General features: G+C 66.2%; 27 protein-coding genes, 1 tRNA gene and 1 pseudogene. 15 read left to right on the forward strand and 14 right to left on the reverse strand.

Features of this window, described 5'->3' with window-relative positions; genetic code table 11:
- Window positions 1-17: 17 nt before the first annotated feature.
- Together glk and eda are read left to right on the forward strand one after the other, a co-directional pair.
- On the forward strand, window positions 18-983 hold the full coding sequence (gene glk / locus ACWKSV_RS06100; RefSeq protein ID WP_056437549.1) for a glucokinase: 966 nt from the start codon (window positions 18-20) through the stop codon (window positions 981-983).
- Entirely contained in the window at window positions 980-1585 is a 606-nt protein-coding gene (gene eda / locus ACWKSV_RS06105) for a bifunctional 4-hydroxy-2-oxoglutarate aldolase/2-dehydro-3-deoxy-phosphogluconate aldolase (protein WP_076716555.1), read from the forward strand. Before glk ends, eda begins: the two co-directional genes overlap by 4 nt.
- Window positions 1586-1708: 123 nt before the next feature.
- Here eda and ACWKSV_RS06110 read toward each other — a convergent pair whose 3' ends face one another.
- The gene (locus ACWKSV_RS06110; RefSeq protein WP_076716557.1) at window positions 1709-2578 is read right to left on the reverse strand and encodes a LysR family transcriptional regulator; all 870 of its coding nucleotides are present in this window, start codon (window positions 2576-2578) and stop codon (window positions 1709-1711) included.
- A 94-nt stretch (window positions 2579-2672) separates the two neighbouring features.
- Between ACWKSV_RS06110 and bla the strand changes: the two genes are divergently transcribed.
- The gene (gene bla / locus ACWKSV_RS06115) at window positions 2673-3536 is read left to right on the forward strand and encodes a subclass B3 metallo-beta-lactamase (protein WP_076716558.1); all 864 of its coding nucleotides are present in this window, start codon (window positions 2673-2675) and stop codon (window positions 3534-3536) included.
- A 3-nt stretch (window positions 3537-3539) separates the two neighbouring features.
- Here the strand turns inward: bla and mltG are convergent, their stop codons facing one another.
- The 6 genes and pseudogenes from mltG to fabD form a co-directional block, all read right to left on the reverse strand.
- A complete protein-coding gene (gene mltG / locus ACWKSV_RS06120) occupies window positions 3540-4508 on the reverse strand; it encodes an endolytic transglycosylase MltG (RefSeq protein ID WP_076716559.1) in 969 nt (322 codons plus the stop codon).
- A gap of 310 nt (window positions 4509-4818) precedes the next feature.
- The gene (gene fabF, locus ACWKSV_RS06125) at window positions 4819-6075 is read right to left on the reverse strand and encodes a beta-ketoacyl-ACP synthase II (RefSeq protein ID WP_056438398.1); all 1257 of its coding nucleotides are present in this window, start codon (window positions 6073-6075) and stop codon (window positions 4819-4821) included.
- A gap of 120 nt (window positions 6076-6195) precedes the next feature.
- Complete coding sequence (locus ACWKSV_RS06130; protein WP_007403554.1) at window positions 6196-6432, reverse strand: acyl carrier protein; 237 nt, start codon at window positions 6430-6432, stop codon at window positions 6196-6198.
- Window positions 6433-6563: 131 nt separating this feature from the next.
- Window positions 6564-7304 (reverse strand): 3-oxoacyl-[acyl-carrier-protein] reductase, encoded by a 741-nt coding sequence (gene fabG, locus ACWKSV_RS06135; protein ID WP_076716560.1) that lies wholly within the window; start codon window positions 7302-7304, stop codon window positions 6564-6566.
- A 2-nt stretch (window positions 7305-7306) separates the two neighbouring features.
- A pseudogene (locus ACWKSV_RS06140) lies at window positions 7307-7736 on the reverse strand (GxxExxY protein).
- Window positions 7737-7764: 28 nt separating this feature from the next.
- Window positions 7765-8724: an ACP S-malonyltransferase gene (gene fabD, locus ACWKSV_RS06145; protein WP_076716561.1), complete on the reverse strand. Its 960-nt coding sequence runs from the start codon at window positions 8722-8724 to the stop codon at window positions 7765-7767.
- Window positions 8725-8979: 255 nt separating this feature from the next.
- Here fabD and rpsF point away from each other — a divergent pair, with 255 nt between their 5' ends.
- The 4 genes from rpsF to ACWKSV_RS06165 all read left to right on the forward strand — a co-directional run bounded on the left by rpsF (window position 8980) and on the right by ACWKSV_RS06165 (window position 10950).
- The gene (gene rpsF / locus ACWKSV_RS06150) at window positions 8980-9390 is read left to right on the forward strand and encodes a 30S ribosomal protein S6 (protein WP_037567458.1); all 411 of its coding nucleotides are present in this window, start codon (window positions 8980-8982) and stop codon (window positions 9388-9390) included.
- On the forward strand, window positions 9390-9614 hold the full coding sequence (gene rpsR, locus ACWKSV_RS06155) for a 30S ribosomal protein S18 (RefSeq protein WP_007403456.1): 225 nt from the start codon (window positions 9390-9392) through the stop codon (window positions 9612-9614). The genes rpsF and rpsR overlap by 1 nt, the downstream gene beginning before the upstream one ends.
- Before the next feature lie 12 nt (window positions 9615-9626).
- Entirely contained in the window at window positions 9627-10220 is a 594-nt protein-coding gene (gene rplI, locus ACWKSV_RS06160; RefSeq protein WP_076716562.1) for a 50S ribosomal protein L9, read from the forward strand.
- 523 nt (window positions 10221-10743) lie between these two features.
- Complete coding sequence (locus tag ACWKSV_RS06165; RefSeq protein ID WP_076716564.1) at window positions 10744-10950, forward strand: hypothetical protein; 207 nt, start codon at window positions 10744-10746, stop codon at window positions 10948-10950.
- A gap of 165 nt (window positions 10951-11115) precedes the next feature.
- Here ACWKSV_RS06165 and mutL read toward each other — a convergent pair whose 3' ends face one another.
- Window positions 11116-12903 (reverse strand): DNA mismatch repair endonuclease MutL, encoded by a 1788-nt coding sequence (gene mutL / locus ACWKSV_RS06170; RefSeq protein WP_076716566.1) that lies wholly within the window; start codon window positions 12901-12903, stop codon window positions 11116-11118.
- Window positions 12904-13050: 147 nt separating this feature from the next.
- Between mutL and ACWKSV_RS06175 the strand changes: the two genes are divergently transcribed.
- The 8 genes from ACWKSV_RS06175 to ACWKSV_RS06210 all read left to right on the forward strand — a co-directional run bounded on the left by ACWKSV_RS06175 (window position 13051) and on the right by ACWKSV_RS06210 (window position 19974).
- Window positions 13051-14091 (forward strand): rod shape-determining protein, encoded by a 1041-nt coding sequence (locus ACWKSV_RS06175; RefSeq protein ID WP_042482832.1) that lies wholly within the window; start codon window positions 13051-13053, stop codon window positions 14089-14091.
- A 24-nt stretch (window positions 14092-14115) separates the two neighbouring features.
- Window positions 14116-14985 carry a rod shape-determining protein MreC gene (locus tag ACWKSV_RS06180; protein WP_076716567.1) on the forward strand — a complete coding sequence of 290 codons (870 nt, stop codon included), beginning with the start codon at window positions 14116-14118 and terminating at the stop codon, window positions 14983-14985.
- Window positions 14982-15506, forward strand: coding sequence for a rod shape-determining protein MreD (locus ACWKSV_RS06185; protein ID WP_056437662.1), 525 nt, complete (start codon window positions 14982-14984; stop codon window positions 15504-15506). Before ACWKSV_RS06180 ends, ACWKSV_RS06185 begins: the two co-directional genes overlap by 4 nt.
- 2 nt (window positions 15507-15508) lie before the next feature.
- Window positions 15509-17575, forward strand: coding sequence for a penicillin-binding protein 2 (mrdA, locus tag ACWKSV_RS06190; protein WP_076716568.1), 2067 nt, complete (start codon window positions 15509-15511; stop codon window positions 17573-17575).
- Window positions 17572-18684 carry a rod shape-determining protein RodA gene (rodA, locus tag ACWKSV_RS06195; RefSeq protein ID WP_076716570.1) on the forward strand — a complete coding sequence of 371 codons (1113 nt, stop codon included), beginning with the start codon at window positions 17572-17574 and terminating at the stop codon, window positions 18682-18684. Before mrdA ends, rodA begins: the two co-directional genes overlap by 4 nt.
- A gap of 105 nt (window positions 18685-18789) precedes the next feature.
- Window positions 18790-18865 (forward strand) — tRNA-Lys (locus ACWKSV_RS06200).
- Window positions 18866-18943: 78 nt separating this feature from the next.
- Window positions 18944-19306: a DUF6481 family protein gene (locus tag ACWKSV_RS06205; protein ID WP_056438408.1), complete on the forward strand. Its 363-nt coding sequence runs from the start codon at window positions 18944-18946 to the stop codon at window positions 19304-19306.
- Entirely contained in the window at window positions 19303-19974 is a 672-nt protein-coding gene (locus ACWKSV_RS06210; RefSeq protein ID WP_076716572.1) for a spermidine synthase, read from the forward strand. Before ACWKSV_RS06205 ends, ACWKSV_RS06210 begins: the two co-directional genes overlap by 4 nt.
- Window positions 19975-20059: 85 nt before the next feature.
- On the opposite strand, the gene ACWKSV_RS06215 is transcribed toward ACWKSV_RS06210, so the two are convergent.
- The 6 genes from ACWKSV_RS06215 to ACWKSV_RS06240 all read right to left on the reverse strand — a co-directional run bounded on the left by ACWKSV_RS06215 (window position 20060) and on the right by ACWKSV_RS06240 (window position 25489).
- Window positions 20060-20236, reverse strand: coding sequence for a DUF4169 family protein (locus ACWKSV_RS06215; protein ID WP_076716573.1), 177 nt, complete (start codon window positions 20234-20236; stop codon window positions 20060-20062).
- Window positions 20236-21615 carry a phospholipase D-like domain-containing protein gene (locus ACWKSV_RS06220; RefSeq protein WP_483666921.1) on the reverse strand — a complete coding sequence of 460 codons (1380 nt, stop codon included), beginning with the start codon at window positions 21613-21615 and terminating at the stop codon, window positions 20236-20238. The genes ACWKSV_RS06215 and ACWKSV_RS06220 overlap by 1 nt, the downstream gene beginning before the upstream one ends.
- Window positions 21616-21769: 154 nt before the next feature.
- Window positions 21770-22804 carry a sulfate/molybdate ABC transporter ATP-binding protein gene (locus ACWKSV_RS06225; RefSeq protein ID WP_076716575.1) on the reverse strand — a complete coding sequence of 345 codons (1035 nt, stop codon included), beginning with the start codon at window positions 22802-22804 and terminating at the stop codon, window positions 21770-21772.
- Window positions 22801-23646, reverse strand: a complete 846-nt coding sequence (cysW, locus tag ACWKSV_RS06230; protein ID WP_076716577.1) for a sulfate ABC transporter permease subunit CysW — start codon at window positions 23644-23646, stop codon at window positions 22801-22803. The genes ACWKSV_RS06225 and cysW overlap by 4 nt, the downstream gene beginning before the upstream one ends.
- Window positions 23643-24473, reverse strand: a complete 831-nt coding sequence (gene cysT / locus ACWKSV_RS06235; protein WP_249024812.1) for a sulfate ABC transporter permease subunit CysT — start codon at window positions 24471-24473, stop codon at window positions 23643-23645. Before cysT ends, cysW begins: the two co-directional genes overlap by 4 nt.
- Window positions 24474-24478: 5 nt before the next feature.
- Entirely contained in the window at window positions 24479-25489 is a 1011-nt protein-coding gene (locus tag ACWKSV_RS06240) for a sulfate ABC transporter substrate-binding protein (RefSeq protein WP_156884295.1), read from the reverse strand.
- Window positions 25490-25532: the final 43 nt, after the last annotated feature.

The following is a 25532-nucleotide window of genomic DNA, read 5'->3' on the forward strand; positions in this document are numbered from 1 at the left end:
ATAAGGGGGAGGACATCATGGAAATCGTAGCCGTCGATATCGGTGGCACCCACGCCCGCTTCGCGATCGCCGAGGTCGAGAATGGGCGCGTGGTGAAGCTGGGCGAACCCTGCACCCAGAAGACCGCCGAGCACGCCTCGCTCCAGACCGCCTGGCAGGCGTTCGAGGCGCATCTGGGTCGCCCGCTGCCCAAGGCGGCCTCGCTCGCCATCGCCTCGCCGATCACCGGCGACGTGATCCGCATGACCAACAATCCCTGGGTCATCCGCCCCTCGCTGATCCCCGAGCGGCTGGGCGCGGACGTCTATACGGTCATCAACGATTTCGGCGCGGTCGGCCATGCCGTCGCGCAGGTGCCGGAGGAGGACTTCCTCCATATCTGCGGCCCCGAGGAGCCGATGCCCGCCAATGGCGTCGTCACGGTCTGCGGCCCCGGCACCGGCCTCGGCGTCGCGCAGGTCCTGCTGACGCCGGAACGCTACCATGTCATCGAAACCGAGGGCGGGCATATGGACTATGCCCCGCTCGACGGCATCGAGGATGCGATCCTGAAGCGCCTGCGCCGCACTTATACCCGCGTGTCGTGCGAACGCATCTGCTCGGGCCCCGGCATCGTCGCCATCTACGAAACGCTCGCCACGCTGGAGGGCCGTGCGGTTCCCAGCCGCGACGACCGCGAAATCTGGACCGAGGCGCTGGAGGGCACCGATTCGATCGCGCTGGCCGCGCTCGACCGATTCTGTCTCGCGCTCGGCGCGGTGGCGGGCGACTTCGCGCTGGCGCAAGGTGCCAAGACCGTCGTGATCGCGGGCGGCCTCGGCTTCCGGATCAAGGACAAGTTGCTGCGTTCGGGCTTCGACCAGCGCTTCGTCGCCAAGGGTCGGTTCCAGTCGCTGATGGCGCGTATCCCCGTCAAGCTCATCACCCATCCCCAGCCCGGCCTGTTCGGTGCGGCCGCGGCCTTTGCCCAGGAGCATTCATGACCGACATCGCCACCATCATGCGCACCAGCGCGGTCATCCCCGTGCTGGTCATCGACGACGCCGCCACCGCCAAGCCGCTGGCCGAGGCGCTGGTCGCGGGCGGGCTCAAGGTGCTGGAGGTGACGCTACGCACCCCCGCCGCGCTGGAGGCCATGGCCGAGATGAAGAAGGTGCCCGGCGCGATCGTCGGCGCCGGCACCGTCGTCAACGAGCAGCAGCTGCGCGACGTGGCGGATGCGGGCGCCGAGTTCATCGTCTCGCCGGGCCTGACGGATCGTCTCGGCGCGGCGGTGATCGAGAGCGGCATCCCCTATCTGCCCGGTATCGCCAATGCGGGCGACATCATGCGCGGGCTGGACCTGGGCCTGACCCACTTCAAGTTCTTTCCCGCCGAAACGAGCGGCGGCCTAAAGGCGCTGAAGGCGCTGGCCGCGCCCTTCTACCAGGCGCGCTTCTGCCCGACCGGCGGCATCACCGAAGCGAGCGCCCCCGAATGGCTGGCCTTCGACCGCGTGCTGTGCGTCGGCGGCAGCTGGGTAACCGGCGGGTCGATGGCCGATGTGGAGGCCAAGGCCCGCGCGGCGGCAGCGCTGCGGGGTTGATCAAGGACGAACACCCTCACCCTTCCCGCCCGCTATCGCGGGCGGGCCCCCTCCCTCTCCCGTTGGGAGAGGGAGGGAGGCGCAAGGCGCCGGAAGGGTGAGGGTGATAGATCACTGGCGAGCTCAAGCGCCCACCGCCCCGACCAACCACTGACGAAACGCCTTCATCGCCAGCCCTTCCTTCCGCGACAACAACCGCGTCAGCCAGTACCGCCCGGCGTCGATCTCCACACCGAATGGCTGAACCAACCGCTCATTCGTCAGCTCACGCCCGAACATCGCCTTCGGCGCGAGCGCGATACCCAACCCGGCCATCGCCGCCGCCGCCATCAAGGCCGAACTGTCGAACATGGGTCCACGCAGTGCCGGTGCCGGAACGCCTGCCGCGGCGAACCAGCTTTCCCATTCGCTGACCCGATAGGACCGCAGCAAGCGCTCCCGCGCCAGATCGCCCGGCTCCCTCAATCGCGCGGCCACCGGGGGGGTACAAAGCGGCGTCAGCGGTGCGGCCATCAGCGGCTCGGCATGGGTGCCATGCCAGGCCCCGTCGCCGAAGCGGATCGCGTAATCCAGCCCCTCCCCCGCCAGATCGACACGGTTGTTGTTGATCGATACGCGAACATCAATGTGCGGATGGGTCGCTGCAAAATCGTCCAGCCGCTCGAGCAGCCATCCGGTCGCGAAAGTCCCCACCACCCCGATGTTCAGCACATATTGGAAACGGCCGTCGGCAAACCGGTCGAGCGTCGCCCCGATCCGGTCGAACGTCTCGGCCAGGACCGGTACTAGCGCCTGTCCGTCATCGGTCAGCGCCAGTCCTCGCGGCAGACGATGGAACAGCCGCGCGCCAAGTCTCTTTTCCAGTGCCGCGACCTGATGGCTGACCGCCCCCTGACTGACACATAATTCGATTGCGGCACGCGTGAAGTTCAGATGCCGCGCCGCTGCCTCAAAGGCACGCAAGGCATTAAGGGGAAGCTGTGCGCGGTCCATGCCCCATCATGAAATCCGTTCATGGCTGTGTCGAGGGAAGATGCTTTGTCGCGCGGGGCAAAGCGATCCATCCTGCCGGGCAAGGAGACACGCCATGCTCGCCAGACCGACCCTGCTTTCGCTGATCGCCATCGTCGCCGCGCCCGTCATGCCACAAACGCCCGATCCGCTGACCAAACCGATCGTGACCGAACACACGGCGGAATGGCTCGCACTGCGCCCGCCGGTGAAGGTCTTCGGCACCACCTATCTGGTCGGCTTTGGCGGTTTGAACGTCGCGCTGATCGATACGGGCCAGGGTCTGATCCTGATCGACGGCGCGCTGCCCCAGGCCGCACCTGCGATCCTTGCCAATGTCGCAAAGCTCGGCTTCCGCCCGCGCGACATCAAATATATTCTCAGCACGGAGCCGCATTTCGACCATGCGGGCGGTTTAGCCGCACTCGCGCGCGACACCGGTGCAACGGTCGTCGCCAGCCCCCGGGGCGCGCAAGGGTTGCGCACCGGGCGGCTGGCCATGGACGATCCTCAGCGTGGGTATGACAGTCGCTTTCCGCCCGTCCGCACGGTGAAGGTCCTGCGCGACGGCGAGCGACTGACCCTGGGCAACACCATCGTCACCGCGCGGGCGACGCCGGGCCATACCATGGGCAGCACGAGTTGGAGTTGGCGCGCCTGCGAAGGCCAGCGGTGCAAGGCGATCGTCTTCGGCGCCAGCCTGAACCCGGTATCGACCGACGATTATCGCTTCTCCGCCCCGACGAACAAGGCGGTGGTCGCGGCCTTCGCGCGCGGTCAGGCGGCGATGCGCGCCCTGCCCTGCGACATTCTGATCACCGCCCATGCCGATCAGGACGGCGCGACCAGCCGGTTCCTGACGACGCCGGGCGCGTGCCGCGCCTATGCGTCGTCGTCACAACGCAAACTCTCCCAGCGCCTCAGGCAAGAGGCGCGCTGATCGTCACATCTCGCCGCGCTGGCGGCGGATCGCGTACCATTTCTGCACATTAGCATTATGCTCGGCCAGCGTATCGGCAAACACATGGCCGCCCGATCCGTCCGCGACGAAATACAGCGCCTTGCTGTCCGCCGGGTTCAGCACCGCGTCGATCGAGGCCCGCCCCGGATTGGCGATCGGCCCGACCGGCAGGCCGGGGCTGGCATAGGTGTTATAGCCGTTCTTGGCGTGAAGCTCGGACCGTAGGATCCGGCGGCCGAGCGGACGCCCCTTGGTGATCGGATAGATCACGGTCGGATCCGCCTGAAGCGGCATGCCGATACGCAGACGGTTGCCATAGACCGCCGCGACCGTCCGCCGTTCGGACGGCTTGCCGGTTTCCTTCTCGACGATCGAGGCGAGGATGATCGCTTCCTGCGGCGACTTGACCGCGATGCCGGGTTTCCGGTCGGCCCAGGCCTGGGCGAGATAGGTCTTCATCGCCTTCTGCATCCGCGCGACGATCGCGGCACGGGTATCGCCCTTCTGATAGGCATAGCTGTCGGGCAGGACCGAACCCTCGGCCGGAACGGGCACATCGCCGGTCAGGCCATCGGCCCGCATCAGCGCATCATGGACGAGGACCGAGGGATAACCCTCGGGCACCGGTACCAGCCGCTGGCGGACCTTGCCCTCCTGGAGCAGGGTCAGGACATCATGCGCGCTGGCATGTTCGGGGATGGTATATTCGCCCGCCTTTATCGCCCCGCCGTCGCCGAAGACCCGTGCGTACAGGCGAAAACGACTGGCCGAACGGATCGCGCCTGCCTTTTGCAGTTCATTGGCGGCACGCGCCAGGCTCGCCCCCTCGGGCACGACGACCGCGAGCGGCTTGTCCGCCGGACCGCTACCCGCCCAGTCATGCGCGACCCAGGCGAAGACGGCGATGCCGATCAGCCCCAGCAGCAACCCGATACAGCCGACCTTGCGCATATCTCACCCGGTTTTTGACGAGGGCGCAGTGGCCCGGACATGGAACAACCCCGGCACCGATCCGGGTCCGCTTTGCTGGCCGCCCGATGGCGCGGGCTTGAGCGTTTTGCAAGCGGACCCGGCGGCGGCCGGGGTTTTCTTTGGATAAGCCCGCGCTCCGTTCGCACTGAGAGAAGTCGAAGTACACGCGAACTCGCCCCGCATCCCGTGGCCTTCGCCTTCGGCGCTATGCGCCGAAATTTATCCTGAGCGGCTGGCGTGCCAGCCAGCCGAAGGGCTCAGGCTGAACGGAAGTTGGGGTTGGGGCGAATTAGATCGCCTTCATCACCAGCGAAGCATTGGTGCCGCCGAAGCCGAACGAATTGTTCAGCACCGCCTTCACTTCCCGCTTCTTGGCCGTGTGCGGCACGAGATCGACGCCCTCGGTGCCCTCATCCGGGTTGTCGAGGTTCAGCGTCGGCGGCACGATCTGGTCGCGCAGCGCGAGGATGCAGAAGATGCTCTCGACCGCTCCGGCCCCCCCCAGCAGATGGCCGATCGCCGACTTGGTGCTCGACATCGACGCACCCGACAGGTCGTCGCCGAACACGCGCTTGGCCGCGGCCAGTTCGATCGTGTCGGCCATGGTCGAGGTGCCATGCGCGTTGATGTAATCGATGTCAGACGGCTCCATGCCCGCCTTGCGCAGCGCCATGCGCATCGCATTCTCGGCGCCCTTGCCCTCGGGATGCGGCGCGGTGACGTGATAGGCATCGCCCGACAGACCGTAACCGACGACCTCGGCATAGATTTTCGCGCCACGCGCCTTGGCGTGCTCATATTCCTCGAGCACGACGACGCCTGCGCCTTCGCCCATCACGAAGCCGTCGCGACCCTTGTCATAGGGGCGGCTGGCCTCGGTGGGACGGTCGTTCATGCTCATGTTGAGCGCGCGCGCCTGGGCGAAGCCCGCCACGCCCAGCGGGTTGATCGTGCTTTCCGCACCGCCGGCCAGCATGATGTCGGCATCGTCATCGCGGATCATGCGCGCCGCATCGCCGATCGAATGCGCACCGGTCGAGCAGGCGGTGACGACCGCATGGTTCGGGCCCATCAGGCCGTATTTGATGCTGACCTGACCCGAGATCAGGTTGATCAGGCGGCCATGGACGAAGTGCGGGCTGACCCGGCCGGGGCCGCGCTCGTGAAGGTTGACCGATTCGATCTCGATGCCCGGCAGACCGCCGATGCCCGAGCCGATCGACACGCCCGCGCGCAGACGCATCTCTTCGTCCATCTCGGTCAGACCGGCATCTTCCAGCGCCTGACCGGCGGCGTCGATGCCATAGACGATGAAGGGATCGACCTGGCGCTGGACCTTGTGGTCGACGCGCTTGTCGGGATCGAAGCCATATTCATGGTCCTTGGGCTTCACCTCGCACGCGATAGTGCATTTCTGGCCCGTAGTATCGAACCGCGTGATCGGACCGGCGCCGGACTTGCCAGCGATCAGATTGGCCCAGGCGGTTTCCACGTCCGCGCCCAGAGGCGTGACAAGACCCAGTCCGGTTACGACGACGCGCCGCATATTCCACTCCATTCCCAAACGAAAACGGCTCCCCGCCCGCTAGTCGGGGTCGGGGAGCCGCTTGAAACCTGGTCTTGCGACCCGTTCGGCCCGCAGATCATGCGGGCCGAGGCCCCGGTATTAGGCCTTGTTCTCGTCGATATAGGTGATCGCGTCCTTGACGGTCGTGATCTTCTCGGCGGCATCGTCCGGGATTTCGACACCGAACTCTTCCTCGAACGCCATGACGAGCTCGACGATGTCGAGGCTGTCGGCACCGAGGTCGTCGATGAAGCTCGCGTCCTCGGTCACCTTGTCGGCTTCGACGCCGAGATGCTCGACGACGATCTTCTTCACGCGGTCGGCGGTCTCGCTCATGGTAATCCCTTCTCGTAATTCATCGGGGGTTGATACTTCCTGAACGCACGTAGAACGCGCGCCCTAGTCTGGCAAGCCCGTCCAGCGACGGACTTGGGCCAGGATAAGGTCATTCGTGGCAAATATGCCTTTTACAGCATCGCCATGCCGCCGTTCACATGCAGCGTCTGGCCGGTGACATAGCCCGCTTCCTTCGACGCCAGATAGACGACGGCGGCACCGATATCCTCGCCCTTGCCCAGATCGCCCGCCGGGATCTTACCGAGCAGCGCGGCCTTCTGCGCCTCGGGCAGCACGTCGGTCATCGCCGAGCGCATGAAGCCGGGGGCGACGCAGTTGACGGTGACGTTGCGGCTGGCCAGTTCCTGCGCCACCGCCTTCGACATGCCGACGATGCCCGCCTTGGACGCGGCATAATTGGCCTGGCCGGGATTGCCGGTCGCGCCGACAATCGAAGTAATCGAGATGATGCGGCCGAAGCGCGCCTTCATCATCGGCTTGGCGGCGGCGCGGATCAGACGGAAGGTCGCCTCCAGGTTGACGCTGATGACCTGGTCCCATTCCTCGTCCTTCATCCGCATGGTCAGGTTGTCGCGGGTAACGCCCGCATTGTTGACCAGGATGTCGAGCTTGCCGCCCAGCGCCTCGACCGCCTGCGGGATCAGCGCATCGACCGCAGCGGGGTCGGACAGGTTGCACGGCACCGCGACATGATCGCCCCCCAGCTGGCTGCGAAACGCCTCCAGCTTGTCGATATTGGAGCCGGACAGCGCCAGCTTCGCCCCCTGCGCCGCCAACGCCCCGGCCACCGCCGAGCCAAGACCACCCGATGCGCCGGTCACGAGGGCGGTCATTCCTGTCAGGTCGAACATGCTTATTCTCCGATTCTTTGGTTCACGCGGAGACGCGGAGACGCGGAGGGAGTGTGGGAATTGACGATCCGTCGCACCCCTTCTCTCAGCGTTGCGCCGCCAAAGTTGATCAGCAGACCAACCGGTTGCCCGGTCAGCCTCAAATTAGGTCAAGAGTTGCTTGGCATGAGCGGCGGACAGCCGCTCGACCGATTTGATTTCGACGAGCAATCGCTCGTCAACGAGGAGATCGATGCGGAAGGCGGCATCGAAGATCATGCCATCGAAATGGATGTCTACCGGACGCTGGCGGGCAACCTTAAAGCCCATTCGCTCCAGCTTGCCCGCCAATACGGTTTCATAAACACTTTCCAGCAAACCAGGCCCCAGGTCACGATGCATATGCAACGCGACATCGAGAACGGCCCCACTGATCTCGTCTATGTCCCGCATCTCCGCGCCTCCGCGTCTCCGCGCGAAATCAAAGCTTCGCCAACAGCCCCTCGATATCATCCATGGTCACGACGCTGACCGCATCGACGTCGGGAGCAATACGCTTGACCATGGGGCCCAGCACCTTGCCGCCGAACTCGATGCACTGCGTCACGCCCGCATCCTGCATCGCCAGCACCGATTCGCGCCAGCGGACCATGCCCGTCACCTGCGCGACCAGCAGCGCGCGGATCGCGCCGGGATCGGCGACGGGGGCCGCCTCGACATTGGCATAGACCGGCACCAGCGGCGCGCGGATCGTCGCCTCGGCCAGCGCGGCGTCCATCGCATCGGCGGCGGGCTGCATCAGCGGGCAGTGGAACGGCGCCGACACCGGCAGCAGGACAGCGCGCTTGGCGCCCAGATCCTTGGCCAGCGCCACCGCCTTCTCGATGGCTGCGCGGTGGCCGGAGATCACGACCTGGCTCGGGTCGTTGTCATTGGCGACCGTGCAAACCAGTTCCTCGCCGCCCTCGGCCAGAATCGCATCGACCGCCGCACCCGCGATCGTCTTAGCCTTTTCCAGATCCGCGCCGAGCAGCGCGGCCATCGCGCCCTCACCCACCGGCACCGCCGCCTGCATCGCCCGGCCGCGCAGCTTCAGCAGGCGCGCCGTCGTCGGCAGGTCGATCGCATCGGCCGCGCACAGCGCAGTATATTCACCGAGCGAGTGGCCCGCAACGAAGTCGGCCTTCTCGGACAGCCGCACGCCGCCTTCCTTCTCCAGCACGCGCAAGGTCGCGATGGCGTTCGCCATGATCGCGGGTTGCGCATTCTCGGTCAGGGTCAGCTCGTCGGCGGGTCCTTCGACCATCAGGCGATAGAGATGCTGGCCCAGTGCCTCGTCGACCTCCTGGAACACCTCGCGGGCGACGGGGCTGGCCTCGGCCAGCGCCTTGCCCATGCCGACGGCCTGGCTGCCCTGGCCCGGAAAGATGAATGCACGCATGTTGGTTCTGCCATGAAACAGTAATAGGATGGCCCGCGCGGTAGAAAGGTCGCCCGCCGCTGGCAAGTGTGCGCCCCTTCCCCGCTTGCCTTTTGCCGCCAAATCGCTATGAGCCAGCGCACCATTGGGCGGGAAGCACCTGCTTCACCCGCCCTCATGCCATTTTGGCGTGACGGTATTGAAGTATGGAAGACAGCCGGAGGGGTGTCCCACATGGGGTGGGCATCAGCGATCGGCCAACATAAGGTAAGCTGCATGGCTCTTTACGAGCACGTGTTCCTTGCGCGCCAGGATCTGGCACAGGCGCAGGTGGACGCGCTGGCGGAAGCCGCCACGAAGATCGTCGAGGACAATCAGGGCAAGGTCGTGAAGACCGAGACCTGGGGCCTGCGTTCGCTGGCGTACAAGATCGCCAAGAACCGCAAGGCGCATTACGTCATGCTCGAAATCGACGCCCCCGCCGGTGTCGTCGCCGAGCTGGAGCGCCAGACCCAGATCAACGAAGACGTGATCCGCTACATGACCGTCAAGGTTGACGGCCATGAAGAAGGTCCGTCGGTGATGATGCGCAAGCAGGAGCGCGACCGCGAGCGTCGTGCCGATCGTGGCGAACGCCCCGACCGCGCTGACCGCCCCCGTCGTGATCGTGAAGAGGAAGCCGCATAATGGCCCGCCCGTTTTTCCGTCGCCGCAAGAGCTGCCCCTTCTCCGCGAAGGACGCGCCCCGGATCGACTATAAGGACGTCCGTCTGCTCCAGGGCTTCGTGTCCGAGCGCGGCAAGATCGTGCCGTCGCGCATCACCAGCGTGTCGGCCAAGAAGCAGCGCGAACTCGCCCAGGCGATCAAGCGCGCGCGTCATCTGGGCCTCCTGCCCTACGTCGTGAAGTAAGGGGTCTTACAGATGAACGTTATTCTGCTTGAGCGCGTCGAGAAGCTCGGCGCCATCGGCGACGTGGTTTCGGTGAAGGACGGCTATGCCCGTAACTTCCTGCTGCCGCGCAAGAAGGCGCTGCGCGCCAACGAAGCCAACAAGAAGGTGTTCGAGGCCAACCGCGCCCGCATCGAAGCCGAGAACGCGAACCGTCGCGCCGAGGCCGAGGTCGAGTCGAAGACCTTCGAGAACGCCACCGTCACCCTGATCCGTCAGGCGTCGAACGTCGGCCAGCTGTACGGCTCGGTCGCGGTGCGCGACCTGGTCGAGGCGCTGGTCGCCGACGGCCACAAGGTGAACAAGAGCCAGATCGTGCTCGACCGTCCGATCAAGGCGATCGGCCTGTACGACGTGCGCGTCGCGCTTCACCCGGAAGTGGCCGTGACCGTCAAGGTCAACGTCGCCCGCTCGCCGGAAGAAGCCGAGATGCAGGCGCAGGGCGTCGACGTCATGGCCTCGATGTTCGAGCGTGACGAAGCCGGCTTCACCGAGGATTACGATCCCAACGCAGAGCCCGGCGCCACCGCCGAGGTTCAGCCGGATCAGGAAGAAGCGCAGGGCTAATCCCCAACGCTTCGGCCTTCCGCCGAAAAAGAAAGGGCCGTCCGGCATGTCCGGGCGGCCCTTTTTTGTGTCTTGGGGGACGACACCATGGTGCACGGCACGCTGGCCGCGCAGAACGACGTTACGGACAGGCCACGCAGGCGCTGACCACGGCGGCCAGCGGGATCAAAGCGAAAATGAGCGGCATGATATGTTTCATGGTAAAACTGCCTGTCTGTCCAATGGACCAGTAAATACACCGCGAAGTGCAAAAGTTTCGTTACGGTGAACGCTGAAACGTAAAAAATCTCAACTCATCGCCCTATGGGCTCGGTTCATCGCCAGAACAAGAGGTGGGTAAACTGGATCAGGACGATTTTTATACGCAGCGCGATGGCGGGATCGCGTCGTGATCGGGAAAGCCGATCGCTGGGCACTCCCCTTCCTCCGTATGTGGCGAAGAAGGGCAGGATACCGCCTGCGTGCTGATTGCCCCCTGCTATGGCGGTTTGCGGCCATGGAGGATTGGCCACCATCCGCCCTGTTGGGCGATGATTTCGACTGGGCGGGCAATACCGGGACAGGCTTTGTCGCGGATCATGGCGACGAGACCTTGTATCTGATCGACCGAGACTGGTTCGGATGGCCCGATCCGCCGCAGTGGAGCTTGGCTTCCTATGATCGGCGACGGGATCGATATTATTTCTGGGGCGATTTCAACGAATGCCCTCCGGCGTGGCGGCTTCCCTGACGGTCCGACCGCCTCAAGTCCTCGACCTTAAACCAAGAAAAATACCATCACGCCCCAATCTGGTGAGCGGGCGAAGACCATGGCCAGAAACGTCACGGCCATGATGCCCCCCCATCGGGATAGGCGTGACGTCCGGCAGCGTCGCACAGAAGCAGTTCGCCGGTCTTACTTCCGCCCGAACAGCTTCTCGATATCGCCATGCTGCAATTTCACCCAGGTCGGGCGGCCATGGTTGCACTGGCCGGAATGCGGCGTGACTTCCATTTCGCGCAGCAGCGCATTCATCTCGGCGACCGACAGGATGCGGCCTGCGCGCACCGAGCCGTGACAGGCCATGGTCGCGGCGACATGATCCAGCCGCTCGCGCAGGGATAGCGCCTGGTCGAAGGCGGCGAGTTCGTCGGCGAGGTCGGCGACCAGCCCCTTGGGGTCGCTCTGCCCCAAGAGTGCTGGCGTCGAGCGGACCAGCATGGCGGTCGGACCGAAGCGTTCGAGGTCGAGACCGAATTCCGCCAGTTCCTCGGCGCGCGCTTCCAGCCGGTCGCAGGCGGGTTCGTCCAGTTCGACCACTTCGGGGATGAGCATGGCCTGCGAGGCCACCCGCCCGCCGGTCAGCGCGGCGCGCATCCGCTCCAGCACCAGCCGTTCATGCGCGGCATGCTGATCGACCAGGACCAGGCCGTCCTCCGCCTCGGCGACGATATAGGTCTTGGCGACCTGCCCCCGCGCGACGCCCATCGGATATTGGCGGACCTCCGGCGGCGGTGCGAAGGCCGCTTCGGCACGGGCGAGCGGCGGGGGCGCCGAAAAGCCGGGGCGCGGCGCGAAAAGCGACTGGCGCTCCATTACCCGCGTCTCGGGCGCAGACGATGCCCAGTCATCGGCCACCGGCGCCGCGGCCAAGGGCGCAGCGACGCTCTCTGCCTGCCACATGGCCAGTGCCGAGTCCGGCGGACGCTGCACGCTGCGATGACCCGCTTCGTCCAGCGCGCGACGCAGTCCCGATACGATCATGCCGCGGATCAGCGCGGGGTCGCGAAAGCGCACCTCGGTCTTGGCCGGATGGACGTTCACATCGACCTCCGACGGCGGCATATCGAGGAAGAGCGCCACGACCGCGTGACGATCCCGTGGCAGCATCTCGGCATAAGCCCCTCGAATCGCCCCCATTAACAGGCGATCGCGGACCGGCCGGCCATTGACGAACAGATATTGATGGTCGGCGATACCCCGGTTGAACGTCGGCAGCCCAGCGACCCCGCCGAGCGATACGGTGTCGCGCACCCAGTCGATCGCGACCGAATTCTCCGCCAGCGCCCGATCGGTCAGGCCAGCCACGCGGCCGGGCCGCTCCTCGCCGCCCGGCACCGTCAGCACCCGCCGACCGTCATGCTCCAGCGTGAAGGCGATATCGGGCCGCGCCATCGCCAGGCGGCGCACCATGTCGAGGCAGGCGGCATATTCCGAACGCGGCGAGCGCAGGAACTTGCGCCGCGCCGGGACCCGCGCGAACAGGTCCTCCACCACGATCCGGGTCCCCGGCGGCACGGCGGCGGGACCGTCGCGCAGCACCTCGCCATTGTCGACGACACGGCTCCAACCGTCGCGGCCCGCGGGTCGGCTTTCGATCGTGACCCGTGAGACGCTGGCGATCGAAGGCAGCGCCTCACCGCGAAACCCTAGCGTCAGAACCGATTCGATGGCTTCGTCCGGCAGCTTGGACGTACAGTGCCTCTCCAGCGCCAGCGCCATGTCCTCGGCCGACATGCCGCACCCGTCATCGGCCACCTCGATCCGGCCGATGCCCCCTTGCCCGATCGTCACCGCGATCCGGCTCGCCCCCGCATCGATTGAATTTTCGACCAATTCCTTCAACGCACTGGCGGGCCTTTCCACCACTTCACCGGCCGCGATACGATTGACGAGATGGGGAGGCAGACGCCGTATTGACATGCGGCAAACCCTAGCCCAAGCGACGGCATCCCGCGACCCCGCAAATGACGGTGCAGGTGCCTTTTAGAGGCTCTTGGGACGGCTCTTGGCGGCGGTTCGGGATATGAAATGCGCCCACCCGGTCCACCAGACGGAACGAAAGCCTCGATGCCTCTCCCCCGCTTCCTGAAATTCATGTCGCAAGACATGGCGATCGACCTCGGCACCGCGAACACCGTGGTCTATGTCCGCGGACGCGGCATCGTGCTGAACGAGCCGTCCGTCGTCGCGGTCGAGACGATCAACGGTATCAAGCGCGTGAAGGCGGTCGGTGACGACGCCAAGCTGATGATGGGCAAGACCCCGGGCAATATCGAGGCGATCCGCCCGCTTCGCGACGGCGTGATCGCGGACATCGACGTCGCCGAACAGATGATCAAGCACTTCATCCTGAAAGTGCACGGCCCCCGCAAGTTCGCGCGCTGGCCCGAGATCGTGATCTGCGTGCCGTCGGGTTCGACCAAGGTCGAGCGCCGCGCGATCCGCGACGCCGCCTCGAATGCGGGTGCGAGCCAGGTTTTCCTGATCGAGGAGCCGATGGCCGCCGCGATCGGCGCCGACATGCCCGTGACCGAGCCGATCGGCTCGATGGTCGTCGATATCGGCGGCGGCACGACCGAAGTCGCCGTCCTGTCGCTGCGCGGCCTGGCCTATACCACGAGCGTGCGCGTCGGCGGCGACAAGATGGACGAGTCCATCGTATCCTATGTCCGCCGCAACCATAACCTGCTGATCGGCGAAGCCACCGCCGAGCGGATCAAGCAGGAAGTCGGCATTGCGCGTCCTCCGGCCGACGGCATCGGCGTGACGATCCAGATCAAGGGCCGCGACCTCGTCAATGGGGTGCCCAAGGAAATCCAGATCAACCAGGGCCAGATCGCCGAGGCGTTGTCCGAGCCGGTGGCGACCATCGTCGAGGGCGTTCGTGTCGCCCTGGAGAACACCGCGCCCGAACTGGCCGCCGACATCGTCGACCAGGGTATCGTCCTGACCGGCGGCGGCGCGCTGCTCGAGGGACTGGACGAGGTGCTGCGGGACGAGACCGGCCTGCCGGTGACGGTGGCGGAAGACCCGCTGACCTGCGTAGCCCTGGGCACCGGCCGCGCGCTGGAAGACCCGATGTATCGCGGCGTCCTGCTGAACGGCTAACCTCCAGCATAAGGGGACCGGCGCATGGCGCCCGCCCGCGACCGTCGCACCGGTTTCTCGCGACGGCGGCAATATGGAGCTTTTCTGGCCTATGTGCTCGCGGTGGCGGGTGCGGTGGTGGGTGCGGTGCTGCTTGTCGCATCGACCTTCAACCCGCCCGCCTTTGCCGCCCTGCGCATGACGCTGGGCAGCATGACCGCGCCCATCTCGGGCACGTTCGTCGCGATCGGGGACGCGGTGAGCAGCGTTCCCGACGCGATCGGCCATTATTTCTTCGTCCATTCCGAAAACGACCGGCTGCGCGCCGAACTGGAGCAATCGCGCAAGGTCCTGCTGACGGCGCGGACCATCGCCCATGACAATCGCCGCCTGCGGCGTCTGCTGGCGGTGCGCGACCGTACGCCCGATACCGTCGTGACGGCACGGCTGGTCAGTTCGACGGGGGCAAGCGGACGCCGCTTCGCGCTGCTCAACGCGGGCCGCTGGCAGGGCGTGGAGCCCGGCATGGCGGTCCGCGGGCCGGAGGGGCTGATCGGGCGCGTGACCGAGTCGGGACCTGCCGCCGCCCGCATCCTGCTGCTGACCGATCCCGAGAGCATCGTGCCCGTGCGGCGTACACGAGACGGCATGCCCGCCATCGCGGTCGGGCGCGGGGACGGCACGCTCGACGTCCGGTCGGTGGCTACCAATGTCCGGCTGGGCAAGGGCGACCTGTTCGTGACCTCCGGCACCGGCGGGCTCTATGCCCCGAACATTCCGGTCGCACGCGTCCGCACCGATGGCGGCGACGTCGCGGTGGCGCGTCCCTTCATCCATCCCGACACGCTGGATTTCGCGATCGTTCAGCGCGCCTTCATGCCGATGCCGCCATCAGCGCCGGCACCCCGGCCGTGACCCTCGACGCCTATAACCCCTTCGACCCCGGACTGCCCCCCGCCCGCGCCCGTGCGCTGCCGTGGCTGACCGTGATGGCCGGTTCGCTGACCGCCATCGTGCCGGTGGTGGCGATCGTGCCGTTGCAGCCGCCAATGGGCTTGCTGATGCTGCTCGCCTGGCGGCTGGTCGCGCGGTTTGCGCTGCGCCTGTGGGCGGCCGCGCCGCTCGGGCTGTTCGACGACCTAGTATCGGGGCAGCCGCTCGGCTCCGCCGTTCTGCTCTGGTCGCTGACCTCGCTGGCGATCGATCTGTTCGAGCATCGGCTGGTATTTCGCGACTTCTGGCAGGACTGGCTGATCGCCAGCGGCGCCATCGCCTTCTGCCTGATCGCCGGGCGCTTCCTGGCCGTGCCGGTCGGCGCGCAGGTCGATGCGCCGCTGGTCATCCAGATCGCCATCACCATCCTGCTTTTCCCGATGGCGACGCGCCTGGTCGCGTGGATCGATCGCAAACGCGGCCGGAATGAGGTAGGGGCCTGAGCATGGATCGCCCCGGCCGGATCATGACCGAGGCCGCGCAGGCCTATAGCTTTTCGCGTCGCGCCTTCGTGCTGGGCACGGCGCAGGCGGGCGTCGGCCTGATGCTCGCCGGGCGGATGGCGTGGCTGTCGATCGCGCAGAACGAGAAATACAACCTTCTCTCCGAGAGCAACCGCGTCAACACGACGATGATCCCGCCGCGTCGCGGCTGGCTGATCGACCGGCATGGCATGCCCATCGCCAACAACCGGACCGACTTCCGCGTCGACATCATCCCCGACCGGCTGGAGGACAAGGACCGGGTGCTGGAACTGCTCCGCCGAATCCTGAAGCTGGACGACGAGGCGATGAACCGCATCCGCCTTGACCTGGAACATGCCGCCGGGTTCCAGCCGGTGCAGGTCGCCGAGCGGCTGGACTGGGAACGCTTCGCGGCGGTCAGCGTCCGCCTGCCCGAACTGCCCGGCGTGCAGCCGACGCGCGGCTTTGCCCGCTTCTATCCGGCTGGCCCCGCCGTCGCGCATCTGACCGGCTATGTCGGCACGCCGACGGCCGAACAGTTCAAGGCGACGCATGACCAGTTGCTCGTCACCCCCGGTTTCAAGCTGGGCAAGGACGGGCTGGAAAAGATGCTGGAGCCGTATCTTCGCGGCAAGCCCGGCGCCAAGCGGGTCGAGGTCACCGCACGCGGCAAGGTGGTGGCCGAGCTCGCCACCCGTCCCGACACGCCCGGCCGCAATATCCGCCTGACCATCGATGCGGGGTTGCAGGAATATGCCGCCCGTCGCCTGGGCACCAATTCGGGGTCGGCGGTGGTGCTCGACTGCCGCACCGGCGAGACGCTGGCGATGGTGTCGATGCCCGCCTACGACCCCAACAGCTTTTCCGACGGGATCAGCCATCTCGAATGGTCGATGCTGTCGGAAAACGACCATGTGCCCTTGATGAACAAGGTCACGCAGGGGCTGTATCCGCCTGGCTCGACCGTCAAGCCGATGAACGGCCTGGCGTTGTTGGAGGCGGGCGTCGGGGCGAACGACCGGGTGCTCTGCACTGGCGCGATGCGGGTCGGGACGGGCGTGTTCCACTGCCACAAGCGGGGCGGGCACGGCGCGCTGAACCTGAAGGGCGCGATCGAGCAGAGCTGCGACATCTATTTCTATGAGATGATCCGGCGCATGGGTTATGACCGGATCGCACCGGTTGCGCGGATGGTCGGGTTGGGCCAGAAATTCGACCTGCCGCTCAGCACGCAACGTTATGGCACCGTGCCCGATGCGGCCTGGAAGCTGAAGAAATACAAGACGAAATGGACCGTCGCCGATGGCCTGAACGCCTCGATCGGTCAGGGCTATGTGCTGGCCAATCCGTTGCAACTGGCGGTAATGGCGGCGCGGCTTGCGTCCGGGCGGCATCTCCAGCCCAGCATGCTAGCGCACCAGGTTCATCTCGACGCCCCTGCGCTGCCCGTCGCTTCCGAGCATCTGGCGATCGTGCGCGACGCCATGTTCGGCGTGGTCAACCAGGGCGGCACCGGCGGCGCGGCGCGGATGCTGGTGCCCGGCGTCAGCCTGGCGGCCAAGACCGGCACCGCGCAGGTGCGCCGCATCACCATGGCCGAGCGGCGCATGGGCGTGCTGAAGAACGGGCAGCTGCCCTTCAAGCTACGCGATCACGCGCTGCTCGTCTGCTTCGCGCCCGCCGACAATCCACGCTACGCCGCCGCCGTCGTGCTGGAGCATAACGGCCATACCGTGCGCAATCTGGACGCGCCGCTGATCGGGCGCGACATCATGACCTATCTGTTCGACCGCGACCGGGCATTGGCCTCGCTGGCGGAAGGCGAACCGACCTGGGGCGGCGACATCGCCACCCGGATGCGCGCCGAGGAAGCCGCCTACCGCGCGGCGCATGCCCCTCAGCCCGCTGCCGCCGCGACCAAGACCGATGCGGGCGCGGCGACCGACGCCCCCGCCGTCGAGGCCGCGACCAACGTCTCCGATGCCCAGGCCGAGGCGATGGCGACGCGCGAAACCGATCCCGAAGACGCAGGCGACCCCAATCCATGAGCGGCCCCCGCATCATCCCCGAACCGATCGCGCAGCTGCCCTGGCGGGTCATCCTGCTGGTTACCGCCATCGGCTGTTTCGGGCTGGTCGTCCTCTATTCGGCAGCAGGCGGCTCGCTGACCCCCTGGGCCAAGCCGCAGGGGGTGCGCTTCTTTGTCCTGCTGGCGGGGTCGCTCGTACTGTCGCGCCTGCCGCTCGACCTGTGGCGGCGGATCGCCATGCCGGGCTATCTGGTGCTGGTGGTCGCCCTGGTGCTGGTCGAACTGCTCGGTGCGGTGCGCGGGGGCAGCCAGCGATGGCTGGACGTGGGCTTCATCCGCCTCCAGCCGTCCGAACTGATGAAGCTGTTCATCGTTCTGGGCGCGGCGCGCTTCTATGAACTGATGCCCCCGGCCGAGACACGGCGTTTCTCCGGCATATGGCCCGTCGCGGCGATGGTCGCCGTGCCCGCCGCGCTCGTCATGAAGCAGCCCGACCTCGGCACTGCGTTGATGATCTGTGCGGGTGGTGCCACGGTCATGTTCCTGGCGGGCGTACCCTTGCGCCTGTTCATCGGTGGAGCGATGGCACTGGCGGTCGCGGCGCCGCTGGCGGTGAACTTCCTGCTGCACGATTATCAGCGCAACCGCGTGCTGATCTTCATGAACCCGGAAAGCGATCCGCTGGGTACCGGCTATCATATCAGCCAGTCCAAGATTGCGATCGGATCGGGCGGCATTTGGGGCAAGGGCTTCCTGAACGGCACCCAGAGCCATCTCGACTATCTGCCCGAGGGGCATACCGACTTCGTCTTCGCGACCATGGCCGAGGAATGGGGGCTGGTCGGCGGCTGCTTCCTGATCCTGGCCTTCATCCTCGTCATCCGCTGGGGCCTGAACGTCGCACAGGCGGCGCAGACGCGCTTCGCCAGACTGACGGCGGCGGGGCTGTCGACCACCATCTTCATCTATGTCATGGTCAATCTGATGATGGTCATGGGCCTGGCACCCGTGGTCGGCATTCCCCTGCCCCTGGTCAGCTATGGCGGATCGTCGCAGATGACGGTGCTGTTGTGCCTGGGCATATTGATGGCGATCGACCGTGAAAATCGCCGCCCCGCACGCTGGTAAGGCAAAAAATCGGCAAAAAGCATTTGCAAAGCGACGGAGGCCTGCTAAATGCGCGCCTCCCGATCACGAGGCGGGCCGCCGGACGGCCTGACGAGCGTGACGAACGGACGCATAGCTCAGTTGGTAGAGCAGCTGACTCTTAATCAGCGGGTCCTTGGTTCGAGCCCAAGTGCGTCCACCAGTTTCTCCAACGGCCCTGCAGCGATGCGGGGCCGTTGTGCATTGGGCTTCCATGGCCCTCCAGCGGGATGAAGGATTGATGGCAGGATATAAGGTTCCCGGTTTCGCCGATCGCGCATCGGCTTCGCGCGACGCAAAGGCCGCCGCGCTGGAAAAGCTGCGCAACAAGGCCGCGCCCGACCCCGAGGTCGTCGCAGCCCGCGCCGCCGCCCGCGCGGCCAAAGAAGCCGCCGAGGCCGAGCGCCGTGCCGCGCACAAGGCCGCGATCGAGCAGGAAAAGGCCGCCCGTGAGGAAGCCCGCGCCAAGGCGAAGGCCGAGGCCGAGGCCGCCGCAGAGGCCGCTGCCGCCGCCGCACGGCCGCCGGTGGTCCCCACCGCCGCCGAACTGAAGGCCGCACGCGACGCACGCTACGCCGCACGCAAGGCGCGCCAGGGCAAATGACCCCGCGCGAGCTGCTGGGCATCGCCGAGGTGCCCGGCGGCGAGCCCCTGCGGCTGTTCCGCCGGGGCAAGGACTTCATGATCGTGCTCGACCGTAACGAGCTGATGAGCACGCGCATGAGCGGCTCGGAAGTCGCGCTGGGCACGATGACCTGCGACCGGCTGGGCGGGCGCAGCGCGCCGCATCTGCTGATCGGCGGCTATGGCATGGGCTTTACCTTGCGCGCCGTACTGGCCCGGCTGGGCCGCGATGCGCGGGTAACGGTAGCCGAGCTGGTCCCCGGCATCATCGAATGGGCACGCGGGCCGATGGTCGAGCTGACCGCCGGGTGCCTGGATGATCCGCGCGTGACGCTGGCGATGGGCGATGTCGGCAATGCGATCTATGCGGGGCGCGGCACCTATGACGCGATCCTGCTCGACGTCGACAATGGCCCCGACGGGCTGACCCGCCCAGCCAATGACGGGCTCTATTCGAACCGGGGGCTGGACGAGGCGCGGGTCGCGCTGCGTCCCGGCGGCGTGCTGGCCATCTGGTCGGCCGCCCCAGACCCGGTCTTCACCCGGCGGCTGTCGCGTGCGGGCTTCCTGGTCGACGAGGTCAAGGTCCGCGCCCGCGAGAATGGCAAGGGCGCGACCCACACCATCTGGTTCGCGACGCCGCGGTAGCATCCAATCGGCTCGTGCGATTTGACTCAAGCCCCTCCCCTTCAGGGGAGGGGTGAGTTCGACCAACGCATCATGCGTTGAGTCCTCAATCCTCTCGCTTGGCACCGTCCAGCTCTTTACGAATCCGCTCCTGCTCCACGGCGTCCCGCTGTTTCTCGGCCTTGGTGCGCCCGAACCGCGCCCGGTTCTCCGCAGCCTGCTGCTCGGCGGCCTTGCGGACCAGTCCTTTGCGCGCCTGACGGAAGTTGACGACCTCCCCCATCAGTGCCGCCGCAGCCGCCGGAACAACCCTTTGCGCTGGCTGAACGCCTCGAACATCTCGTCCGGCCCCTCGGGGTCGAGCACTTCATTGTCGGCCAGCCATTCCTCGACGCTCGACAGGTCCGGCACGTCATAGGGGCGTAGGCTCCGCCCCCCCTTCCCACGCAGCGCCTCGACTGCGGCGATCAACGAACCGGTGCGGGCAACGGTATCGCCAACCAGCCTGGGCGCGATGCCCAGATGCTCGCCCAGCAGATCGTCGCGGATCGCCGCGATCCGCCGTCCGGCCGGACTGTCCGCCTCGACCGCGATCGCCAGGTCGCACTCGGTATCCAGCCGCATGGATCGATTGTTCAGGTTGGACGAACCCAACCGGAAGACCTGGTCGTCGGAGATCAGGATCTTGGCATGGCAATAGATCGCTTCGCCCCCGGCGGTGAAGGGGTGATAAAGCCGCAACCGCCCATGCCGGTCGCGCCGCCGCAACGCCTCGACCAGCCGGGCGCGGGCGGTGTCCATCGCAATGGGCTCCAGCCAGCCTTGCGCGGTCAGCGGGTTGATGATGACGAATTCCGGGCCATTCTCTTCATCCAGTCGCCGGGCAATCGCCTCGGCGACCCGGCGGGAGGCGAAATACTGGCTCTCGATATACACGTAGCGTTCGGCCCGTGCGATCTGGGCGAGAAACAGCGCCTCATTCTCATGGACCGGGGTTTGATCGTCCATTTCCGGCATGGTGCGGGCGATGGCGACCGGCTGGTTGGTGAAGTCGGGCTCCAACCCTTCCGGCCAGCAGCTTGCGCCCGGCACGGCAGGCCCCATCGGCTTGCCGCCCGCCGCATGCAAGCGTTCGCGGAACAGCTCGCCCAATGCGTGCGTCACCGGGCCCTCCACCGCGCTGATCGCATCGTGCCAGGGTTTGTAGGGCTGGCCGCCGGGCCGCTTGCGACCGGGATCGTCATCGCGATGCTCCCGCGTGTCCCAGCGCTCGCTGGTCATGTCGATGCCGCCGCAAAAGGCCAGCTGGTCATCGATGATGACGATCTTCTGGTGATGCGAGGCAGCGATCGGGTGATGGCCGTCCAGCTTGGTATGGATGCGCTTGTGCGCCATCCACTTCAGGACCGTAAAGAAGGTCTTCCCCCGGAACAGCGACTTGATCGCGCCGGTGTCCCAGCGGAGCAGGAAAATCTCCAGCTCGGGCTGGCGCTGGACAAGCGAGTAGATGAAGTCGCCGACCGTCTCGCCGGGCGCCTCATCATGATCCAGAACGATGCGCGCGTCGAAGTCCCAGCCGATCAGCAGGATCTGCCGCCGCGCATTCAGCATCGCGCGGCGGGCCATCCGGAAATATTCCTCCGCATCGACGATGACTGCCATGCGATCGGCCTGCTCGATCCGCCAGCATTCCTGTCCGACCTTCAACGACGATCTCCCCTGTTGACGTCCGCGTCATGCCCCGACGACCCGGCACTGGCAAATGCCGAAACGGCCAATGCCCGCAAAAGGTCAGGGGATCGAACGCGAAAAGGGATCAGAAAATGCGGTAGCGGACCGGGCGGATCGACAGGGACTGTCCTGCGGCTGCCTCTTCCGCGACGGGCAAGTCGAAGGTCAGAGGCTCGGCGATACCGGCAAGCTCTGCCGTGATCCGGCGGGACCGACCGATGGGCCGGCTCGCCAATACGGTGACGGGCAGTGCGTCGGCGGCGCCCGGCTCGGCCAGTTCGACATCGTGCGGGCGGATATGGATTTCGCCCCCGCCCTGCCCGCGCGCTTCGTCGGGCACGGTCGCCAGCCCGTCGCCGATGATCGCCGCGCCGTCGCGACGCGTGACGGGCAACCGGTTGGTTTCGCCGATAAAGGACGACACGAAAGCGGTGGCAGGCGCGCTCTGCACCTCGGCGGGCGTGCCGATCTGCTCGATCACGCCGCCACGCATCACGACGATGCGGTCGGCGATTTCCAGCGCCTCTTCCTGGTCATGCGTCACGAAGATCGAGGTCAGCCCCGTCTCGTCATGGATGCGCCGGAGCCAGCCGCGCAAATCCTTGCGCACCTGCGCGTCGAGCGCGCCGAACGGTTCGTCGAGCAGCAACAGGCGCGGCTCGATCGCAAGCGCGCGGGCCAGCGCCACGCGCTGACGCTGGCCACCCGACAGCTGCGCGGGGTAACGGTCGCCCAGTTGCGGCAGCTGGATCAGTTCCAACAATTCGGCGACCTTCTTGGCGATCGCGGCTTTGGCGGGCCTGTCGCGCCGCTTGCGCACCGTCAGGCCGAAGGCGATGTTGTCGGCGACGGTCATGTGGCGGAACAGCGCGTAATTCTGGAACACGAAGCCGATGCGGCGCTCGGCGGCGGGCGTCCCCGTCATGTCCTGCCCGTCGAAGAGGACATGCCCCTCATCCGCAAAGTCCAGCCCGGCGATGGTCCGTAACAGCGTGGTCTTGCCCGATCCCGAGGGGCCGAGCAGCGCCAGGAACTCACCGGGCTTGGTCTCCAGGGTGACACGATCCAGCGCGGTGAACCCGCCGAAGCGGCGGGAGATATTGTCGACGACGATGCTCAATGCGCGGCTCCCGCCCGGTGGATGCCGAAACGCCATTCCAGCACGGTCTTCACTCCCAAGGTCACCAGCGCGAGCGAGGCGAGCAGAGACGCCACCGCGAATGCGCCGACAAAGTCATATTCATTGTACAGGATTTCGACGTGCAGCGGCATGGTGTTGGTCAGCCCCCGGATATGCCCCGACACGACCGACACCGCGCCGAACTCGCCCATCGCTCGGGCGTTGCAGAGCAGCACCCCGTAAAGCAGCCCCCAGCGGATGTTGGGGAGCGTGACATGCCAGAAAATCTGCCACCCATTCGCCCCCAGCGAGCGCGCCGCTTCCTCATCGTCGCGGCCCTGCTCGGCCATCAGCGGGATCAGTTCGCGCGCCACGAAGGGGAAGGTCACGAACACCGTCGCCAGCACGATGCCGGGCACCGCGAAGATGATCCGCACCCCATGCTCGGTCAGCCACGGCCCCAGCCACCCTTGCGCCCCGAACAGCAGGACGAAGATCAGGCCGGAAACCACCGGCGATACGGAAAAAGGCAGATCGATCAGGGAGATGAGGAGGCTTTTTCCACGGAAATCGAACTTGGCGATGGCCCAGGACGCCGCCACCCCGAACACCGCGTTGATCGGCACCGAGATGGCCGCCACCAGCAATGTCAGGCGGATCGCCGCGAGCGCATCCGGGTCGACCAGCGCGTCGAAGAAGATGCTCCATCCCTTCGCAAGAGCGCCCGCGAAGACCATGACCAAAGGCAGGAACAGGAACAACGCCAGAAAGAGAAAACCGACACCGATCAGCGCCCGCCGCGCCCAGGGGCTTTCGATGGTCGTAGGGTTGGAGTTGCTCATCGCGTCCCCCGCTTGGCGCGCCAGGCCTGGAGAAGATTGACGAACAGCAGCATCGCGAAGGACAGGACCAGCATCACACAGGCGATGGCGGTCGCACCATTATAGTCGAATTGTTCCAACTGGGTGATGATCAGCAGCGGCGCGATCTCCGACTTGAAGGGCATGTTGCCCGCGATGAAGATGATCGATCCATATTCCCCCACCCCCCGCGCAAAAGCGAGTGCGAAGCCGGTCAGCAGAGCCGGGGCAATGGCGGGCAGGATCACCCGGCCAAAGGTCTGCAAACGAGAGGCGCCGAGCGTCGCGGCGGCCTCCTCCACGTCGCGACCCAGATCGGCGAGAACCGGTTGAACGGAGCGAACAATGAATGGCAAGCCAATGAAAACAAGGGCAATCGTCACGCCCAAGGGCGTATAGGCGACCTTGATCCCAAGCGGGGCAAGCAGCGACCCAACCCAGCCATTTTCTGAATAGAGCGACACCAGCGCGATGCCCGCTACCGCCGTCGGCAACGCGAAGGGCAGGTCCACCGCCGCGTCGATCAGCTTCTTGCCCGGAAACTCATAGCGGACGAGGATCCAGGCGATGAGCAGCCCGAACACCGCATTGATCGCCGCCGCCGCCAGCGCCGCGCCGAAACTCAACCGATAGGCGGCCAGCGCGCGCGGCGACAACCCGACTTCAGCAAAGCCGTCCCAGCCCATGCCCGCCGCCCGGATGACGAGCGCCGACAACGGGACCAGCACCACCAGCCCCAGCCAGAAGATGGTCATGCCCATGGTCAGGCCGAAGCCCGGCAGCGCCGAGCGGCGCTTCCTCCGCAACACCGTGATCAGCGCCGCTTGGCCTGGCCGCCATAGATGGCGTCGAATACCCCGCCATCCGCGAAGAACCGCTTCTGCGCCGCCGCCCAGCCGCCGAAGTCCTGGATCGTCACCATATCCAGTTTCGGGAAAGTCGCGGCATACTTGGTCAGCACCGCCTGATCGCGCGGGCGATAGAAGTTGCGTGCAGCAATCTCCTGGCCTTGCGGCGTGTAGAGGAACTTCAGATATTCGGTCGCGACCTGTTCGGTACCATGCGCCTTGGCATTGGCATCGACGACCGCGACCGGCGGTTCGGCCAGGATCGAGATGGAGGGCACCACGATGTCGAACTTGCCCGCGCCCAGTTCCTTTTCGGACAGCAAAGCCTCATTTTCCCAGGCGATCAGCACATCGCCCAACCCCCGCTCGACAAACGTCGTCGTCGCCCCGCGCGCACCCGAGTCCAGCACGGGCACATGGGCATAGAGGTCGGCGACATATTTCTGCGCCGCCGCGTCCGAACCGCCCGCCTTCTTGCCATAGGCCCAGGCCGCCAGGAAGTTCCACCGCGCGCCGCCGCTCGTCTTCGGGCTCGGCGTGATGACCTGCACGCCCGGCTTTACCAGATCGGCCCAGTCGCGAATGCCCTTCGGGTTACCTTTGCGGACCAGGAACACGATGGTCGAGGTATAGGGCGCGCTATTGTCGGGCAGACGGGTCTGCCAGTTGGCGGGCAGCAGCTTGGCCCGCTCGGCGATCGCGTCGATGTCATAGGCCAGCGCCAGCGTCACCACATCGGCGGACAGCCCGTCGATCACCGAGCGCGACTGCTTGCCCGACCCGCCATGGCTCATGCGGAACGACACAGTCTTGCCGGTCTTGGCCTGATAATCCTTGGCGAAGGCGGCGTTGACATCCTTGTACAGCTCACGCGTCGGATCGTAGCTGACGTTGAGCAGCTCGACCGAGCCCTTGCCGTTGCCCCCGCCCGAACAGCCGGACAGACCGACCGTACCGATCATCAATGCGGCCATCATGGCCGGAAATGGTGCTCGCATCTGGATCCGTCCCTTTCGTTTC

The sequence above is a fragment of the Sphingomonas sp. SphC10 genome (assembly GCF_057004845.1).